Raw genomic sequence first — 17,296 nt, forward strand, 5'->3', positions numbered from 1 at the left:
AAGACCGGCTTTTGTGTATTTTATGGATCCTGGCGGGATCGCCGCGAGCCTCTCCCAGCGTCCTAGCCGTCCATCCCTTCAAGTTCTTTCATCAAACTGCTAAGGGTGCCAGCTCTTTCCACCGGTGACTGGATATCGAATAACAACTGTTCGAGCCATTCCCAGATATCCTCCAGTTTCCGTCTGATCTGATAGAAAAGCAGTGCATTTGGGTTCAAGGAAAACCCTGGGTGGGATTTGCGATAACTATCCATGAACTCATTATAGTAGGGACTGTCCGTCAAGAACATAAGATCTGCTTCCACAGGAGCCAGCTTCAGCCCTTCCCAGTCAATCAGGTTCAGCTGCCTGCCCGTTTGCATCAAGTTCCAGTTATGGATATCTGTATGACATAGCGCCATCGGTACATGGCTGTTTTTCAAGCCTGCAGACAGATGATCCATGCGGACAATCAGGCGATGAAGTATTTCCTTATACGGATCTATCTGTTTTTTCAGATCGTCCGCAAGCCGGTCGTATCCCTCGTCTAACATATTTTGCAGCAGCGGGGCAAAAGGAACCTCAAAGCTTTCCTTCAAACCGTCGGTTTCCACCGGTATTTCGCTGCCGTATTTATGAAGCTCCGAGACGATCACGGCCAGTTGTGAAATTTGATTTTCCGTCAGGTCGCTGCCACCAATGGTTTCCCCCTCTATGTATTCATAAAGTAGATAAATCCCATCGTCATCCTCGCATTTGTAATTGCCGTTCCTTGTCACCAGCGGCACGGGGATTTTACCCGCAAGCACTGTATGCTGCCCGAGCCATTGGAGGACAGGGATATACTTATCGATGAGGGCCGTCCATTTTGGAGTGGATGCTCTCGATTTTTCGTACATCTTCAGAAAGTAAGAGCGATTATTTCCGGCTGCCTTGTAAGCGAGTGCCGCCCATCCACCCATCTGAGCGGTAATGACCATATTTTCCAGGCCATAATGCTTCTCAAGAATGGTTTTCAGCTCATCCATCGGCTCACCTGCTGCCCCATAAAGTTTGCAATCACAACTTCCCGTCCCTGCTATGTGTAACACGGTTTCTTCCGCTCTCTTTAGAGGCATAAAGGGCGCGATCGGCATTCTTCAGTATAGATTCAGCCGAATCCGCAGGCGTACAGGTGGCTATGCCGATACTCACCGTAACGCAGCCGGTTTCCCAAATCGATGATGCTATCGTACGGCGTAAATTCTCGGCTGTAATCTTTGACTCGAGAGCATTCGTGCCAGGCAGAATAACGACGAATTCCTCCCCGCCATACCTGCATGCGATATCTTTAACGCCCGCATTTGCTTTCAAAATATCCGCTAATTGCTCCAGCACACGATCACCGGTCTGATGTCCGTAGGTGTCATTGATTTTTTTGAAGTGGTCAATATCCAGGATCAGCAAGGAAAAAGCGTCTCCGGTCGGCGTAAACCCGGCAATCAGCTCTTCCAGCTTTTCCTGCATAAACCTTCTATTCCTTAATCCGGTGAGCTTATCGGTATTGGATAATTCAACCAGCACCGCATTCATTCTGAGCAGTTCGGTTTGCTTGGTTTCAATTTCCTGATGAATGTCCTTTAACTTTTCAAGTGCCCGGTCATTCTCCCAATAAGCGTCTTCGATCTGCTTCTTGGCGGATCTCAGTTCTTGTTCATATTCAATCCTTTTTCTCATCTGCACCAGTATGCAATCAATCATCTCCACGCCCGCCTGATCGAACCGTCTTCCATTTAATAAATAGGGAACCGTCTCCCCGCTCTTGTGCTTTAAGCGAATAAACAACTCTTCCACATGTCCATGCAGGTTAATATTCGGATAAAAGTAGGAATGGAAAACAAGCTTATTGGCCGTAGACATGATCGATTCAATGTGTTTGGTCAATAAATCCGCTGAATCATATTCCATCCAATCGAGAAAGGTTTGATTTACTTTCGTGATATATCCCTGCTGCGTGATGGAAATGTATCCGCATGGCGCATTATTCAGCCGCTCATCCATCTCTAGCTACCTTCCAATAAGGTCTCATCCTGCCCCTTATTTTGAAGATAGTCTTGAATAAAACCAATGGTTTCCCCGGGATGGCTGATATGCGGATAATGGCCTTTGGCCTCCATTAACTGAAACGTACTATTTCTCAGATGACGGTGCAAATATTCCCCCGCTTCTAGGGGTACGATGCTGTCATCCGAGCATTGCAGGATGAGTGTCGGAACAGTGGCTTGGGATAAATCCTTCCGATGATCCGATAGAAAGGTAACTTCAGCAAATTCCCTTGCGATGACAGGATCTGCCGAAATAAAGCTTCGTTCCAGCTCCTTCGATAATTGGGGAAGCTCCGGATTATTCATGGCAAGCGGCGCCATGAAGCTGGCCCACCCTGCGAAATTCATCTCCATCATGTCCAGCAGCTCTGTAATATCGCTCTTGTCGAAACCGCCGTGATAATCATCGGTGTTCAAATAACAAGGGGAAGGTCCGATCATAATCAACCGGTCAAAATATTCCGGCCGCTCAATGGATGCCAGCATCCCGATCATAGAGCTGATCGAATGGCCGATAAAGATAATATTTTTCAGCTCATGCGTTTCAATGATATCCAGAACGTCCTGCACATAGCCTTGGAGGGAATCATATTTTTCTGTTTGATAGGCTTTTAGATCCGAATGACCAGAGCCGACATAATCAAACAGGACAATTCGATACTTCTCCTCAAATGAAGGCGTGATATATTTCCACATGCTCTGGTCGCAGCCGAACCCATGTGCAAAAACAAGCGTACGTTCTCCATTTCCAATTACGCTCACATTATTCCGTACATCAATGTTGTTCATCTGGATGACTCCCTTTGTTTTTTCGTTCTCTTCATTTTGAAGGGATTATCGATAAATATCAAGGTCATTTTCCATAAAGGCCCATAGGTTCGCCTGCTGCACCTATTCTGGCACACCATACGAATAGTGCTCGACCGACACCGTTTCTGCCCCGTGTGCGGAAGCGAACGCTTCCAGCTCTTTATGTATGTTAATACTCAGATTTTCCGTGAAACCGATACCTGGATCGATTTGCAGCAATTGCACGGACAGGTGTTTTTGTTTTTTATCCAGACGCGGGTCCATGCGGCCAATCAAGCGGTCTCCGACTAATATAGGCATCGCATAGTAACCGTATTTGCGTTTGTCGATGGGCGTGTAAATTTCCCAGCGGTATACAAAATCAAATAAATCCTCCAACCGCTTGCGGCTCCATAATAAATTATCGAGAGGCGGGAGGAAAGAAACCGGCTCGTTCTCATTCTCCTGATCCTCCAGTATGTCCGCCTCTTCCTGATGTGCCAAAAGCCGCTCCCTGTCCGAAGATAAAATATAATAGGGCTGTTTAAGTCCTTCGACCAGGACAGGCACGACTTCTCCCGACTCGACATGCCGGTCGATCGTATCCCGCCTGCCTTTCGCACTTAAACGCTGCCATCCCAAACGGGCATCGCCAGGCTCAAATACGCGATAGGCGCGGAAGTATTTGCGCATCATCTGATCAAGCGCTTCGGAGGTGTCCATTTGCTCCGCTTCTTGCTGCAGTTCAACAGGAATACTGCGGCGAGTCACATCAAAAAGACGCTGATTTCCCGTTCTGCCGACGATTCTGATTTGCGCGGCATCCATTAATAAATTCAGCGCATGCGACGTGGCTTTGGTTTTGGCGTTTGTGTTGTCCCAATACCCGTGCACCCGCTCATCGGATTCAAATGATTTTGCAAGAAGCGGTCCTTCGCTTTCCAGCTTTTGCAGCACCTGTTCGACGACTGACTGAATCTTCACCAAATGGTCTGCTGTCCGCTCCCGATGATGCTGGCGAACCGGTTCAAATATAGGGTAATGATGCATGGGTATGATGCAGGCCGCATTGGCGAAATATTCAAAAACTTCGTTTTCCCGCAGCAGGTCGCTTAATAGGCCCTGCTCGTAGCCGGCAATTCTTGCCGCCAGCGCAAGATGCTGATTGGGGCCTACGGCAGATACCGGGTCGATTTGAATGCATTCCAACTGCCGGATGACATCCAGCACATGTTGGCGCCCAAGCTCGGCTGAACGTTCCGCACGGGGCTTAAGTAGAAGCTGGGTCTCCAGCAGAAAGCGCCGGAGCGTCCGTTTCGTCGTCTGTATCGGAATCATTTTTGTCCCTCCTGCAACGAGTAGAATCCCTATCACATCATGGTCTTTTTTCTGATTTGTTTTTTGCTTTCCCGATATTCTCAGAAGCTCTGAATTTAACGATCCTGCTTATTAATTCATAAGGAAGGGGCTTGTCTATAGGAAATTGAATGGAGCCTTTTGCCCCTTTATAGATCGACAATTCCTGTTTAAACGCCTCAATCCCGCTTGGGGCCGGGTAGAATCCGATATGATTTTTGTATGCGGCAAAATGCACCAAATTTCCATGCAGCACAAACGTCGGCATCTGATAGCTTATTTTTTCCTTGGCTTCCGGGGCAGACTCTTTGATCACTTTTCTTAATGTTTGCAGCATTTCCTGCACCTTCGGAGGGAATTCTGAAATATACGCATTGATTAAATCAGTATCTTCCATCGTTTCTCCTCCTCCTATGTCATTGGTTCAGTTCTCGCCAGATTCCGATTCCTTTATAGCCGTACCATCCGCGGTTAATCGGTACATGCCGAACATAACGGGATTCGCTTGCACCCATCCTTCTTGCATGAAATCTTTCAGCGTCTGATTTACACCGGTTAGATCTCCCCATTCTTTCGGAAGCTGCTCGGCAATTTGCAGCGGTGTCTGCCATTCCGTGGTCAATGAAACCAACAAGGTTTGTTGTTTTGGGGACAGGTTCATCGTTTCTTCCTCCTGTTATTTACAAGTCATGTTCAATCTCTGAGAATGAAACGATAGCATTAATTATAGGACATCCATACCGTATTTCCCACAGCCTCAAAGCCCTGTTTAAACCAAAAATTCCGGGATTTATCCAGGGAATAAACGCATATTTTTTTATTGGGATATTTCCCTTTGAGCCAATTAATAAAAAAAGCGGCATAACCCTTGCCTTCAAAGTCCTTTAATACATCCAGGGCTTCAATAAAAACAAGATCGGTTTTGTTGTTGAATTCCGTATAGAAGTCCTTTTCCAGATATCTCTCATCCTCATGGAAATAATCCTTTTCGGCCTTCTGAATCAACTGCTTCCCATGATTGTATTCCCAAACCACGCCGTACCCGGCTATTTCGCTGTCTGCCTCGATGATATAGATCTCTTCCGGTAATTCCGATTGGTCTTTTCGGCTTAATTCCCCTGCATGATACCCGGATTTTAATTCGCTTAACAGGGTCTGCATGTCCTCATTGAATGGTTTGGCGGCAATTACAGGCATTTTTTATCTCCTTTTTATGGTTTCATTTATCTATTCTCCATTGTATCCTACAGATCCCGTTAAAAATACAGCCGGGAGCAAGCGAATGGATTTCGCATGCTCCCGGCTGGATGAAGATCTTTCCTTAAACAAGCTTGCGGAAGTGGTATACTAGAATCCTTCCTGCCTTCCAAGGTTATTCAAGCAAATGACCGGCCACGGCCTTGCCGAATTTATTGCCAAGCAAAGAATCGAGTTACAAATTCAAACAAAAGAAAGCGGTGACCAAATGACCCTTTATATTGCTTTGCTGCGCGGCATCAATGTAGGCGGAAACAACAAAATCAAGATGGCGGAATTAAGGGAGGCGCTGGAATCGCTCGGATTGTCCCGGGTCCAGACGTATATTCAGAGCGGGAATATATTATTTGAAGATGATAGGGATGAGGCCCTGCTGCGCCGCCTGATTGAACAACTCATAAACCAAAGATTCGGCCTCACCATCAAAGTCATTCTCCGAACGTCCGAGGAGTTAATGAAGATAGTAGACAATTGCCCCTTCTCAGACCAGCAAATTGCCGAAGCAGAAGCCGCCTCGGAGGCCGTGTGTTTATATGTTTCCATGCTGCTTGAGGAACCGTCCACGGACCGGATGGAGAAGCTGAAGGCGTTCGATACCAAGGGCGATCAATATCATTTAGAAGGAAGGGACCTCTATCTTTTATATGGCCAGAGCATACGCAATTCCAAGCTTTCGGCCCAGGTGGAGAAGATGGGGGTGCCGTCTACCGTACGCAACTGGAAGACGATCAACAAGCTCGTCGCATTGTGTAAAACGTACTGAAAGAGGAAAATTCTCGAAACTTTAGCCATAAGTCGAAAAAGCGCAAAAAAAGAACCTCCGACTCCCACTGACTACGTGGCGATGGAGGTTCTTCGATTTATGATTTCAGAAAATCTTCTAGCAATGCAAGCACTTCTTGGTGATGACTTACAGGCAGGAAGTGGTCGCTATTCGGCACTATTGCCAAGTACCCTTTCGGAAGCAGCTGGTATACATCGAGGAGATGGCCCAGATCAACAGTATCGTGATCGCCGGCCATGACCAGGAATGGAACTTGGATATGGCGAAGCCGTTCGGTTGAAATTCCTTGGTAGGCTATCCCCATCTCACGAACTTTTACAACAACCGCGGACCATTGCTCAGGCTTCGGTGACAGTTTATCGTATGCGTCCTTCAGCGATGGAGGCGCAAAGTCGTCCGGTATGCTAATAAAGCCTTTGTAGCCCTCATCGGTGAAGGCAGATTCAATCGGTCCGAAATGTGCGCCGGTTACCGCCACCTTGCCCACAAATTCAGGGTGACGGACTGCTATCTGGCTTGCGATCACGCCGCCCGTGCTCCAGCCGAAGAAATCCGCTTTCCTCACGCCTAACTGATGAAGTAATGCTGCCGTATCGTCCGCCATCTGCTCATAGCTCAGCGGACGGTCAATGTCAGCCGTGCGGCCGTGGCCTTGCTGTTCAACGATAATGACAGGGCGACCTTTGGCAAGATCCGGAAGCAGCTGCCCAAATGAGCTATCCGCGTTCATAAATGCACCGTGAAGGAGAACGAGCGGCATTCCGCCGTTTCTCCTGCCGTTTTTCCCGCCGTATATTTCGTAGTACATGTCAAGCCCGTTGACTTCTGCATAACCGGTTTGCTTTTTTATCGTTTCGATGGCCGGTTGTTTCGCCGGTACCGCGCTGATTGGGCTTGGAGACATCCATTCGAAAGCGGCAATCGCGACTGCGACGAGCAGAGCGATTATTCGTTTTTTGATCATTTTACAACCTCATAATGAAGTCTCGTGGAGCCGCTCTTTTCATAAAGTTGGGTACCGATGAGCTTCAAGTCGTTCCTTGCTGCAATGTTATCCAGATATCTCTTGCCGCTCCCGAGGACGACTGGATGGATAATCATGCTGATTTCGTCCACGAAACCGGCATTTAATAAACTCTGCACGAGGACGGCACTCCCCGGAACGATGATATTGCCTTTGATCTCGCTCTTAAGCGCAGCTACACGTTCATTCAAATCGCCGGACAGCAGGGAGATCGTGTCGCTGAAGTCCCCCCATTGCGCTTCCATTTGCTCGCGATTGCCCGTGGCCACATACTTGGGCGTCTTGTTCATGGCATCGGCCCACTCCCCCTCCTGGAATGGCCAATAGGTCGCAAGGCCCTCGTAATTAACCCGCCCCATCAAGATGGCGTCAGCTTTCTGGAACATGGCCAGGTTGTCTGCCGTGGAGTCTACGATTCCAGGCATTGCCCAGCTCACCATGTTGTTCTCGTCACCTTGCGGCCCTGTATAGATACCATCCAACGTGCAGCTTACTGATGCAATAATTTTACTCATATCTATCTCCCCGATTCTTATTCATTTGGTTGACTTTAATTTGTTATATGTTATATTTGCACTGCAGAAGCAAACCTCATGGATCTTCCGGCCGTGCAGCATCTCCCAATGACTTGCGGCGGGGACCCCGGAGGTTTTTTTCATTTGAATGCAAATAAATTTGCAGCAAGCTTATCTAACGACTGGTTCATCCCCATGATGGCGTATTTCATCATCTCTCCGGCTGTCCATCCGTACTCCGTAATTTTAAGCTCCGTTCGTTCGCCTTTAGCGTTGAATTCGATAACGAACTCGATATTCGCCGGAAAATCCGACGGGACGCCCGCTCGAACCTGATCGATGGCGTTACCATCTCGGTCGGATAAGTATGATGAGAATTCAAGCCGCTTCATCGGCACGATTTTCTTATACACGCCAGCCGAATACGACTCCAAGCCGCCGTGCGTATCCGGAGCGCGCATGCAGAACACGTATTTCCCGCCTTCGCGAAAATCGACCTCGCAGCGCGGCGAGGTATAGTGCGTTGGCCCCCACCATTTCATGAGCAGCGTCGGATCCGTCCAAGCTTTCCAAAGTAGTTCTACCGAATAATCATACTCTCGCGTAATGACAATATCTTGCTTGTTGGAACGTTCAGTCATCGGACAGTTCTCCTATTCCTTATGATTGTTTTTCAGTTTATCCGTTTCATCCTTCAACACGGCGTCCAGCGCATCCAGTCGGCTGCTCCAGCGCCGTCTCATGTTATGGACCCATGCTTCCAATTCAGCCATGCCCTCGGTGCTAATCCGATATATGCGCTGTTGCGCTTTTTTCTCCACTTGCACCAAATTCGCTTCTCGAAGAATTTTCAGATGCTGGGAAATGGCCTGAGGACTGGACTGGAATTGGTTGTGAATGTCCGATGCGGGGTATCCGTCGTTGTCCGCCAGCATTTCCAAAATTTTTCGTCTGGTTGGATCAGCCAAAGCCGAGAATATATCTGCCGGCATCTATCGTTTCGCTCCTCCCTTCTTTTCTTTTTAATAAATCGAACTCTTCGTCTTGTCGATTGTTTTTCGTCCGCATATCTATAATGCACTATTTTATTTATAAAGTAAACACTTAATTAATTATTTAATTGATAAAGGCTTGGATGTACAGACAGAATGACTTGGATACTGTCACTGCATCTGCCAACGAGGACACCGCGGCTGGGGGATGAAACAATCTTATTTTATTTCTTTTATGGCTCCAGTTCGAATGGGGAATTAACTGCTGGGATTATTCGGAATCGCTCCCACAATAAAATCAACAACCACCCTGGGGTCTTCCAGACTGTGTGGATGATGGCCGACACCGGGCTTCACGATCAGCTTCACGGTACCGTTCAGCAACCTGTAATGGTTTTCCAACATCGCGGCATTCTCGTCCAGCGGAACAGGTGCATCCGCATCTCCCGCCACAATAATGATCGGAATGCCGGCAGCAGCAAGTTTAGTCGCCCTACTGTGCATGGTTTCCTTGTAAGCGGTTGAGCTTTCCTCCGTCATTCCATAGACAGCAAGACACTCCTCCCATTCGTCCGGTGATCCGTCACCCGCGCCCAGTCCACCTGGCCAACTGCGGATATCCATTACCGGGGCGTCCAGATACAAGGCAGCCACCTGCTCCGGATAGGCTGCGGCATAGTTGAACGCATACAATCCCCCGCGGCTGAAGCCGAAGAGAACCGTTTTGTCCGCCAAATGATAAGCGCCCGCAGCATAACTCTGGAACCCGTTCATCAGCTCCACAGCATACGGGCATCCGTACATATTGCTTAACCGGTAATAAGCGATGTACCACCCTTGCTCCAGCAGCGCCATATCTACAGTCGGAAATGCATCAAAGAACTCCGCCCGCCAGATCCACGGGTTCCCCGGCGCCGGCACCTTCGGCAGAATCAGAAAACCCTCTCTGCCTGCAACGTAAAAATCAATCCGTTCATATCCCTTCCAGAAGGACCGTGCAGTTGCATGCCTGTTCACCGGCTGTGCTTCTGACGATTCCCTGATCCGACTCGTCAGCCGCTCGCCATGCTCCAGTGCAGACTTCAGGGGCAATGCCTCGGCCTTATTGGCATTGGTATGGCCGACATGCTCCTTCCAGGCTGCGCTGAGCAGCAGATGGCGCTCCCTGACCAGCCGGAACAGCTCCGATTGCTCGGGCTGCTCCACATAAGACGGCTCCCGCTCCAGACTGATATTGAACAAGCGGGCAAGCAGTGTCCTCGCCATGATCCAATGTCCCTGATTATTCGGATGAATGCCGTCACCTGACTGGTATGCGGGATCTGTACGGTGCTTTTGTTCCATATAGGAGGCCAGAGGGTCATGAATATTCACAATCCCGTCCGCTTCATCTGTCAATCCGAGCACCCAGTCCGCATAACGCCTCAACACCTCATTATAATGCGCATAAGGAGCCAAATAGCTGTAAGCTTCATGCCCTTCGGAAAGCAGGCTGGCTCCCTGAAGCGACGCCGGATCAAATGGCGGCGGGGTCATGACTATAGCCAGCGCCCCGGCACGGCGGACTTTGTGGATGACCTTCCGTATACCATGCTGATAAGCCCGGAACCGCTCCCCGGAGAATGGATAATAGATGCCGTCATTCATCCCGTAACAAATCACGACCCAATCCGGCTTGCTCTCCTGCAGAGCGCGTTCCAGCCGGTCATGAACGCAGGGACGGGGAAACGGATGGTCCGGCTCGCTTAATCCGGAAGCAGTTTCACTGCTGACCCCAAGATTGATTAGGGTGATATCATGCTCCGGCATATGCTGCCGGAAATATGCATCCATATAGGCAATATAGGTGCCTTCATCGGTGATGCTGTCGCCAAGAAAAACTATTCTTTTGCTCGTAGGTACCCTTGCGTCCTGCCCGAATAGCGGTTTCATCGCTTCTCTCCTTATCTCATTGACGAAATGGCTGTCTTCATGACCCCAATTGATCTTTTTGAACAAGCTCTATGATGAGAATAGACGAAGAATGCTAACTTTTCCAGATTTATATGGTCAGGAAGTTTTTGCGTGGCTGTGCCTGGAGTGGCGCAAGTTGATCATCAGCATGGAAAGCATCATCGGAGATCTTATCCGCAGGCGGAGAAGGCTATGACACAGTCGTATCGATAAAGTTAAATCAGCACCGTCTTCGGACGGCAATGAAAACCGCCTCCTTCAGCTTTTGGCTGGATGGCAGGCGGTCTTCTTGTCGTATCGACTTATCATCCGGATGGGGCCTTGTCATTGAATCCAAATCTTGGCTGGATCACAACCGGGCATGAAGCCTTATTCCTTATGCGCCTCTTCGTGGTGACTGTTTCACGCAACGTCTCATCCATGCTCCGGGCGGTTGTTCATCCAGTCCTCAAGCGTGGCGACACGTTCTGGATATTTGTAGCTCCTCGCCAGAAATCCGGCGCCATGCTGCGGCATGGGATCCTGATTGGTCGGCTGGTAACGCAGGTCCACGCTCCACCGGACGCTATCCGACAGATTCGGCGTCGACATATGCAGACAGCGGTCATTGAAGAGAATCGCGGAGCCTGCCTTCACGGGCAGCACAACCGTCTCGGTCTTGCCCAGCTGCTTATCCTTCAGGGCGGTGTAGCCGGTACCCGAATAAGATTCCTGATGCCATTTGAGCACCCGCTTCTTATGCGTACGGGGCTTGATGTGCAGGCAGCCGTTCTCCAAATTGGCATCGACCAGCGGAATCCATACTGTAATAACGGGATTGGCATTGGCGTCCGGCCAATACGATTTGTCCTGATGCCAGGGAACGGCGCCAGAGGCGACAAGCGGCACCTTCGGCCGCACATTGTAGACGGGATTCGAGAACAGCTCGCCGCCAATCAGCGATTCCACTGCGTCGAGGATTTTGGGATTGCTCATCAGGGTGAAATAACCCGGGATCCGGTCGCGCCAGCTGCGGCCGTAATGATTGAAGTCCTTATCTGTCAGCCCATTGAACAGCTCGGCGAGCCGATTGGGAAACGGGCTGTCCGTCCGTTTGTCGGTTATGAGACCTGCTTCATAAAGTTCATCGGCAATCTGCGATACCTTCATTTCCATCGCTTGCCTGGGCGCCGCCAAATCTTCCGCATTCAACAGCTCCGGGATAACCAGATAACCCTCCGTTTCATAAAAGTCCACTTGCTCCCTGCTCAGACTTCCCTGATTGATTGCCATTTGAATCCGCCTGCCCTTCGTTAGGATCAATGAAATACTGATTGCTTTCATTATAAAGAAGAGCCGGCGGGCCGTATTTAAACAAATCGGTCAAATTTGTCATTTTTTCCGATAAAATTGTCGCCCGATTTATTTCCCGGTAATCTGCATCCCTTCGCGGTAAGCCTTTGGAGAAATGCCGTAATAGGCTTTGAACCGCCGGGAGAAATAATGAATAGAAGGAAAGCCGAGCGATTCGGCTATATCCGATATCGATTTCCGGCTTTCCAGCAGCTCCGTTACCGCCTGCTTCATCAGATTGCGCAAACAATAAGCGCGCGGGGGAAGGCCGGTCATTTCCAGGAACAATCGGTGGAATTGCGATTTTTTCAGCGCCTCCTGTTCCATCAGATCCAGGTACTTCAAGGAGGCATCCAAATCCAGACGTTCCTTAATGCGCTGAATGCGGGAATCGTAAGTCGCCTGGTGGGAGCTCCACATAAACAGCTGCAGGATTAGCGCATACAACAAGCTGTTCTCCATCTCTTCCGCATAAGGCTGAGCGGCATGCTGATGGGATTCGATGATTAAGGCCATCATCTCGAATACGGCGGGCTGATGCTGCAACTGCAGCACATTTGGCATTTGTTCCAGTTCCGGACATTCCCATACGGGCGTGAGCATCGCCTTGTCGTATTCAGACTGGTCGCGCGCCAGATGCTTGCTGGTGTTCATTGCGGGCCTGCGCCAGGGCTCATAATAAATATTGAAGGAGGAGAAGGGATTCACCGCATCCGGAAAAAAAGAATGCGGCTGATCCGGCCGCAGAAAGATCAGCGTTCCTTTGCCTGCCGTATACATCGTTCCGTCAATCTGCACCTTCCCCCGGCCGGAATCAAATAAATGCAGGGCATAACAGTATCCGACCCGGTTGGTCTCGGGGATCCTGTCCTTGCTGAACCGGTAATGATGCGCAATGCGGATGGAGGGAGTCGCCTGCTCCAGCTTTTTCATAATGGCTATCACTTCTTTCCTTCGCTATTCTCGGCATTATCAACATAGGAGCATGCTCATTCTTCCATTCTAAGAAAAAGCGCATATGAAAACTACCCCGGATTTGTTCTCGGCAAGAAGTTATTAGCCGCCCGGGTGGCTGTAAAGAAAAACACCTGACGGCATCCTCCGCGATCATGCACTCAAGTTCGGCGACGCACGTCGCTTCCCCTGGAATGACCGAGAACCTATAATTGCAAAAAAACCGGACACAATCAGCTAAGCTGACCGCATCCGGGATTGTCCTGTTGCTTACATTCATCCATACTTGGTTGAAGCATCAATAGCTGTACAGCTGGCCCTCTTCCGCTTCCCTCAGCCAGACCTGCATGAAGCCCGGCTCCCGGTTATCCCATGCATAATAAGGAATCAGCCCGAGCGGCCTGCCTTGCGAATCCGCTCCCGTCAGTACCGTAACACCGCCAAGGCGCTCTGGCATATGGCGAACAGACCACTGGCCGCGGGCCGACACTTCAAAATCGTCATAAGACAGCTGCGGATTATCCGCCTGCTCCGCGCAGTATACCACCGGCCCCCGCTGCAGCGTCAGGCGGCCGCGGTCCGCTTCGACTTCCGGTCTTGCACGCACTGCTTCCACCGGCATATCAAGCTCCAGCATGATAGAATCGCCAGTTGTCCAAGAACGGACAATTGTCACATATCCTTTGCTTGGAATAACTGCCGTTTCCTGCAGCAAATCGCCTTGCACCGTCACGGAGAATCCTCTGCACCAGCCCGGAATGCGCAGCCGGATGGCAAATTCCTCCGCCCGCTCCGGTTCCACCATCAATTCGATCCTTCCCGACCACGGGTAAGCGGTATTCTGCGCAAGCTTGACGGTTCGTCCCCCGGGGATAACCACAGAAGCTTCGCCGTTCATATATTGATTCACCGCAATTCCGTCTTCTGTCTGCGCATACGCGTACTGGCCGATGGAGGGCAGAAACCGCGCCAGATTGGTCGGACAGCAGGAGGTTTCAAACCATTCCACCCGATGATGGTCGCCCCGGGACGCAAGCGGGTTCACATAGAAGAACTTATCCCCGGACAAGGAAATGCCGGCCAAGGCTCCGTTATACATTTCCCGCTCTACCACATCGGCGTATTTGGCATCGCCGAACAAGAGGTTCATCCGGTGATTCCAGAATACCATGGCGATCGCAGCGCAGGTCTCACAGTAAGCCGTTTCATTGGGAAGATCATAGTCAAATGTAAATCCTTCATTATGACGGGACGGTCCGATGCCTCCTGTCACATACATATTACGTTCCACTGAGTGGGACCAGACGCGATGCAGCGCATCGATATAGGCGGGATCGCCGGAGGCATGAACGACATCCGCCATTGCCGTGTACAGATACATGGCGCGAACGGCGTGACCCGTGACCTTCTCAATATCCCGGACCGGGACATCGTCCTGACAGTAAGCAGGGCCCCAATCCTCCTTATCCCAGATCATGCCGCGGCCATGTCCATGCCCCCGTTCCTCCAGCAGCCAGAGCGCAAGCTTCCAGTAGCGTTCTTCACCGGTCGCACGGTAGAGCTTCACAAGCGCAAGCTCGATCTCCTCATGACCTTCCACCCAATGGCGTTTGCCCGGGCCGAAGAGGCTGTCGTAGTGGTCCGCCATTTTGCAGGAGACGTCCAGCAGCTTGCGTTTGCCTGTCGCTTCATAATAAGCGACCGCAGCTTCGATCAAATGCCCCCCGTTGTACATCTCATGCTTCTCCATGTCGGACCACTTGCTCTGCGGCGCTTCCAGCGTATAATACGTGCACAGATAGCCGTCGTCCTCCTGCGCAGCAGAGATGAGATCGATAATACGGTCGATTTCCACTTCCAGCTTCGGGTCGCGGTCTGTCATCAATGAATAGGCGGCTCCTTCAAGCACCTTGTACACATCGGAATCATTGAAATAAATCCCTTCAAACTTGCCTTCCAACAGCCCCCCTGCCTTGGCGAAGTTGGTGATGCGCCCTGTCTCTTCGCATTTCGCCAAACAGGTGGGCAGCGTTATCTTCTTGAGCACTTCCAGGCGCGGCCGCCAGAAAGCATCATCAATGGCTACTTTGGTGAAAGGCACACTCTGCCAGCCTGCTAATTGCGTTTCTATCATTGTCATTGTTTATACAGCTCCCTCTCTCTCAAGCTTCCATCTAGTATAATGCCGGAGACTAAACGACCGTTAAATCCGGCAGGACAACTCCCATGCCCGTACCGGATGCTAAACGTTTGCCCTCGTATTACAGAGGATATTAAACTACCCCTTCAGACCCGTCAACGTAATCCCTTCAAGGTATCGTAGAAGCCAGGCGTTTTCCAGGATCAAAATCTTCATATCATTTAAGCCTCCCGTTCTTCCATAAGAGAGTTTAAGCTTCCCGCCTGCAGGAAAACTGGATACAGCTTGCAATCATAATTCCATACTCCACATCTTTCAGGTGACACTATATCCGCCAGTAGATGCCCAGATATACGAATGAACGGCTGTAGATCCGGGCTGCGCCGCGCTTTGGCCCGCTTGTGTTCTCTTGTACCTGTCCCTGAGAGGAACGAATAATAAAATTTTTATTAATGGCGGCTAAACACTTGTATTTTACTCAAATTTGAGTAAAATAATAAACCTGGTACTCAAATTTGAGTATAAATCTGAAGTATACTTTTAAGAGAGAAGGGTAAGAATGGACGCCAAAAAAAGCAATACAAAGCTGGTGATCGCCGGATTGCTGCTCGGCTTGTTTATGGCCGCGCTGGATCAAACCATCGTTTCCACGGCTATGACACGTATCATTCAGAAGCTCGGCGGGCTTGATAAATTCGTATGGGTCTACTCGGCGTATATGATCGCCATGGTCGTATCGACGCCCATATTCGGCAAGCTGTCCGATATGTATGGCCGCAAACGCTATTTCTTGTCCGGTTTGCTGCTATTCATGGTGGGCTCAATATTATGCGGTACGGCCCAGAACATGGATCAGCTCATTATTTACCGTGCCATTCAAGGGATTGGCGGCGGTGCGCTGATGCCGATCGTCTTTACGATCATTTTCGACCTGTTCCCCCAAGAGAAACGGGGCAAAATGATGGGTTTATTCGGAGCGGTGTTCGGCGTCTCCAGCGTTTTCGGCCCTGTTATGGGTGGCTTGATCACAGATAATATCAGCTGGCGCTGGATTTTCTACATCAACGTCCCCATCGGCATTCTTTCGTTCCTGTTTATTTATCAGGCTTATCACGAATCCAAAAATCACCGCAAGCAGGTCGTGGACTGGTTCGGCGCCATACTGCTGACGGGGGGCATCCTATGCCTGATGTTCGGCCTGGAGCTTGGCGGGTCCGAAGGCTGGGCCTGGAGCTCGTGGAATACGATCTTGCTGTTCGTCGCTTCGGGTGTTCTGCTGGTGAGTTTTCTGCTGGTGGAGAGAGCTGCGAAGGATCCCATTATTCAGCTTAGCTTATTCAAGAAGCGTCTGTTTACGAGCAGCATGATGATCAGTCTCCTCTATGGAGGCGTCATGATTGCCGCTGCAACCTATATCCCGATATTTATCCAAGGGGTCTTTCATAAGACGGCCACGGAAACGAGCACGGTGCTTACTCCCATGATGCTAGGCGTAGTGCTCAGCAGTCAGATCGGCGGGCGGATCGTCAACCGGTTCAGATACCGCGATGTGATGATCATCTCGGCCTTGTTTCTGATCGTCGGCACCTCCCTGCTCGGATTTGCTATGGACACGTCGACCAGCCGCCTGGTCATTACTATGTTTATGGTCGTTGTCGGGCTCGGCATGGGCGTATCCTTCTCCCTGCTCAACATTTCGACGCTCAATGCCGTGCCTCCCCAGTACAAGGGTTCCGCTTCATCGCTGATCACCTTCTTCCGGACTATCGGTTCCGCTCTTGGGGTAACGGTGCTGGGAGCTATGCAAAAGCATGCCTTTCAATCCGGCGTACAGGAAGTTCCGAATATCGATCCCCAGACGGCTGCCCAGATAAAAGGCGGACAGGCCCTTCTCGATCCGACAGTACAGGCAAAAATGGGACTTTCCCCTGAGCTGGTCAATGCCCTTCTGGGCAAACTGGCGGATTCGATTATCTTCATTTTCCAATGGTCCGTTCTTCTGCCGGTACTTGCCCTGGTATTCGCAATTCTGATGGGCCGCGCCCGTCTCGAGATTTCCAAAGCAGCCCAATCACGCCATTCCGGGCAGCCAGAAGCCGAGAAGCAGAATCCTGCCTTTAAGAGAGGTTGACAGGCG

At 50.2% G+C, this 17,296-nt stretch carries 17 protein-coding genes; 2 read left to right on the forward strand and 15 right to left on the reverse strand.

Annotated features, from left to right (window positions below; all coding sequences use genetic code 11):
* Positions 1 to 62 precede the first annotated feature (62 nt).
* From IEY46_RS19840 to IEY46_RS19870, 7 genes are all read right to left on the reverse strand, one after another.
* Complete coding sequence (locus IEY46_RS19840; protein ID WP_188994257.1) at positions 63 to 1,007, reverse strand: aminoglycoside phosphotransferase family protein; 945 nt, start codon at positions 1,005 to 1,007, stop codon at positions 63 to 65.
* Between the two features lie 31 nt (positions 1,008 to 1,038).
* Positions 1,039 to 2,019: a sensor domain-containing diguanylate cyclase gene (locus tag IEY46_RS19845; RefSeq protein ID WP_188994259.1), complete on the reverse strand. Its 981-nt coding sequence runs from the start codon at positions 2,017 to 2,019 to the stop codon at positions 1,039 to 1,041.
* 2 nt (positions 2,020 to 2,021) lie between these two features.
* Complete coding sequence (locus IEY46_RS19850; RefSeq protein ID WP_188994260.1) at positions 2,022 to 2,852, reverse strand: alpha/beta fold hydrolase; 831 nt, start codon at positions 2,850 to 2,852, stop codon at positions 2,022 to 2,024.
* Positions 2,853 to 2,954: 102 nt separating this feature from the next.
* On the reverse strand, positions 2,955 to 4,190 hold the full coding sequence (locus IEY46_RS19855; RefSeq protein ID WP_188994262.1) for a winged helix-turn-helix domain-containing protein: 1,236 nt from the start codon (positions 4,188 to 4,190) through the stop codon (positions 2,955 to 2,957).
* A 37-nt stretch (positions 4,191 to 4,227) separates the two neighbouring features.
* A complete protein-coding gene (locus IEY46_RS19860; RefSeq protein ID WP_188994264.1) occupies positions 4,228 to 4,605 on the reverse strand; it encodes an iron chaperone in 378 nt (125 codons plus the stop codon).
* Positions 4,606 to 4,632: 27 nt separating this feature from the next.
* Positions 4,633 to 4,869: a hypothetical protein gene (locus IEY46_RS19865; RefSeq protein ID WP_188994266.1), complete on the reverse strand. Its 237-nt coding sequence runs from the start codon at positions 4,867 to 4,869 to the stop codon at positions 4,633 to 4,635.
* Between the two features lie 59 nt (positions 4,870 to 4,928).
* On the reverse strand, positions 4,929 to 5,405 hold the full coding sequence (locus IEY46_RS19870; protein WP_188994268.1) for a GNAT family N-acetyltransferase: 477 nt from the start codon (positions 5,403 to 5,405) through the stop codon (positions 4,929 to 4,931).
* 187 nt (positions 5,406 to 5,592) lie between these two features.
* On the opposite strand from IEY46_RS19870, the gene IEY46_RS19875 reads away from it, so the two are divergent.
* Positions 5,593 to 6,228 carry a DUF1697 domain-containing protein gene (locus IEY46_RS19875; protein ID WP_308422823.1) on the forward strand — a complete coding sequence of 212 codons (636 nt, stop codon included), beginning with the start codon at positions 5,593 to 5,595 and terminating at the stop codon, positions 6,226 to 6,228.
* Between the two features lie 97 nt (positions 6,229 to 6,325).
* Here the strand turns inward: IEY46_RS19875 and IEY46_RS19880 are convergent, their stop codons facing one another.
* From IEY46_RS19880 to IEY46_RS19915, 8 genes are all read right to left on the reverse strand, one after another.
* Positions 6,326 to 7,213 (reverse strand): alpha/beta fold hydrolase, encoded by an 888-nt coding sequence (locus IEY46_RS19880; protein ID WP_188994270.1) that lies wholly within the window; start codon positions 7,211 to 7,213, stop codon positions 6,326 to 6,328.
* Positions 7,210 to 7,788, reverse strand: coding sequence for a dihydrofolate reductase family protein (locus tag IEY46_RS19885; RefSeq protein ID WP_188994272.1), 579 nt, complete (start codon positions 7,786 to 7,788; stop codon positions 7,210 to 7,212). Before IEY46_RS19885 ends, IEY46_RS19880 begins: the two co-directional genes overlap by 4 nt.
* A 140-nt stretch (positions 7,789 to 7,928) precedes the next feature.
* The gene (locus tag IEY46_RS19890; RefSeq protein WP_188994274.1) at positions 7,929 to 8,429 is read right to left on the reverse strand and encodes an SRPBCC family protein; all 501 of its coding nucleotides are present in this window, start codon (positions 8,427 to 8,429) and stop codon (positions 7,929 to 7,931) included.
* Between the two features lie 12 nt (positions 8,430 to 8,441).
* Positions 8,442 to 8,780 carry an ArsR/SmtB family transcription factor gene (locus IEY46_RS19895; RefSeq protein WP_188994275.1) on the reverse strand — a complete coding sequence of 113 codons (339 nt, stop codon included), beginning with the start codon at positions 8,778 to 8,780 and terminating at the stop codon, positions 8,442 to 8,444.
* A gap of 258 nt (positions 8,781 to 9,038) precedes the next feature.
* Positions 9,039 to 10,712 (reverse strand): SGNH/GDSL hydrolase family protein, encoded by a 1,674-nt coding sequence (locus tag IEY46_RS19900; protein WP_188994277.1) that lies wholly within the window; start codon positions 10,710 to 10,712, stop codon positions 9,039 to 9,041.
* Positions 10,713 to 11,147: 435 nt separating this feature from the next.
* Positions 11,148 to 12,005: a phytanoyl-CoA dioxygenase family protein gene (locus IEY46_RS19905; RefSeq protein ID WP_188994279.1), complete on the reverse strand. Its 858-nt coding sequence runs from the start codon at positions 12,003 to 12,005 to the stop codon at positions 11,148 to 11,150.
* Between the two features lie 129 nt (positions 12,006 to 12,134).
* Positions 12,135 to 12,998 carry a helix-turn-helix domain-containing protein gene (locus IEY46_RS19910; RefSeq protein ID WP_188994281.1) on the reverse strand — a complete coding sequence of 288 codons (864 nt, stop codon included), beginning with the start codon at positions 12,996 to 12,998 and terminating at the stop codon, positions 12,135 to 12,137.
* 319 nt (positions 12,999 to 13,317) lie between these two features.
* A complete protein-coding gene (locus IEY46_RS19915; RefSeq protein WP_188994283.1) occupies positions 13,318 to 15,159 on the reverse strand; it encodes a glycoside hydrolase family 127 protein in 1,842 nt (613 codons plus the stop codon).
* 559 nt (positions 15,160 to 15,718) lie between these two features.
* Between IEY46_RS19915 and IEY46_RS19920 the strand changes: the two genes are divergently transcribed.
* Positions 15,719 to 17,290 (forward strand): MDR family MFS transporter, encoded by a 1,572-nt coding sequence (locus tag IEY46_RS19920; RefSeq protein WP_188994285.1) that lies wholly within the window; start codon positions 15,719 to 15,721, stop codon positions 17,288 to 17,290.
* Positions 17,291 to 17,296: the final 6 nt, after the last annotated feature.

This window comes from Paenibacillus nasutitermitis (genome assembly GCF_014641075.1).
Taxonomy (GTDB): Bacteria; Bacillota; Bacilli; order Paenibacillales; family Paenibacillaceae; genus Paenibacillus_Z; species Paenibacillus_Z nasutitermitis.

What these genes read in the sequence shown, in the direction of transcription:
- IEY46_RS19840 (WP_188994257.1), bottom strand. Translation starts at nt 1,007, where the DNA reads ATGGATGAGCTGAAAACCATTCTTGAGAAGCATTATGGCCTGGAAAAT.
- IEY46_RS19845 (WP_188994259.1), bottom strand. Translation starts at nt 2,019, where the DNA reads ATGGATGAGCGGCTGAATAATGCGCCATGCGGATACATTTCCATCACG.
- IEY46_RS19850 (WP_188994260.1), bottom strand. Translation starts at nt 2,852, where the DNA reads ATGAACAACATTGATGTACGGAATAATGTGAGCGTAATTGGAAATGGA.
- IEY46_RS19855 (WP_188994262.1), bottom strand. Translation starts at nt 4,190, where the DNA reads ATGATTCCGATACAGACGACGAAACGGACGCTCCGGCGCTTTCTGCTG.
- IEY46_RS19860 (WP_188994264.1), bottom strand. Translation starts at nt 4,605, where the DNA reads ATGGAAGATACTGATTTAATCAATGCGTATATTTCAGAATTCCCTCCG.
- IEY46_RS19865 (WP_188994266.1), bottom strand. Translation starts at nt 4,869, where the DNA reads ATGAACCTGTCCCCAAAACAACAAACCTTGTTGGTTTCATTGACCACG.
- IEY46_RS19870 (WP_188994268.1), bottom strand. Translation starts at nt 5,405, where the DNA reads ATGCCTGTAATTGCCGCCAAACCATTCAATGAGGACATGCAGACCCTG.
- IEY46_RS19875 (WP_308422823.1), top strand. Translation starts at nt 5,593, where the DNA reads ATGACCGGCCACGGCCTTGCCGAATTTATTGCCAAGCAAAGAATCGAG.
- IEY46_RS19880 (WP_188994270.1), bottom strand. Translation starts at nt 7,213, where the DNA reads ATGATCAAAAAACGAATAATCGCTCTGCTCGTCGCAGTCGCGATTGCC.
- IEY46_RS19885 (WP_188994272.1), bottom strand. Translation starts at nt 7,788, where the DNA reads ATGAGTAAAATTATTGCATCAGTAAGCTGCACGTTGGATGGTATCTAT.
- IEY46_RS19890 (WP_188994274.1), bottom strand. Translation starts at nt 8,429, where the DNA reads ATGACTGAACGTTCCAACAAGCAAGATATTGTCATTACGCGAGAGTAT.
- IEY46_RS19895 (WP_188994275.1), bottom strand. Translation starts at nt 8,780, where the DNA reads ATGCCGGCAGATATATTCTCGGCTTTGGCTGATCCAACCAGACGAAAA.
- IEY46_RS19900 (WP_188994277.1), bottom strand. Translation starts at nt 10,712, where the DNA reads ATGAAACCGCTATTCGGGCAGGACGCAAGGGTACCTACGAGCAAAAGA.
- IEY46_RS19905 (WP_188994279.1), bottom strand. Translation starts at nt 12,005, where the DNA reads ATGGCAATCAATCAGGGAAGTCTGAGCAGGGAGCAAGTGGACTTTTAT.
- IEY46_RS19910 (WP_188994281.1), bottom strand. Translation starts at nt 12,998, where the DNA reads ATGAAAAAGCTGGAGCAGGCGACTCCCTCCATCCGCATTGCGCATCAT.
- IEY46_RS19915 (WP_188994283.1), bottom strand. Translation starts at nt 15,159, where the DNA reads ATGACAATGATAGAAACGCAATTAGCAGGCTGGCAGAGTGTGCCTTTC.
- IEY46_RS19920 (WP_188994285.1), top strand. Translation starts at nt 15,719, where the DNA reads ATGGACGCCAAAAAAAGCAATACAAAGCTGGTGATCGCCGGATTGCTG.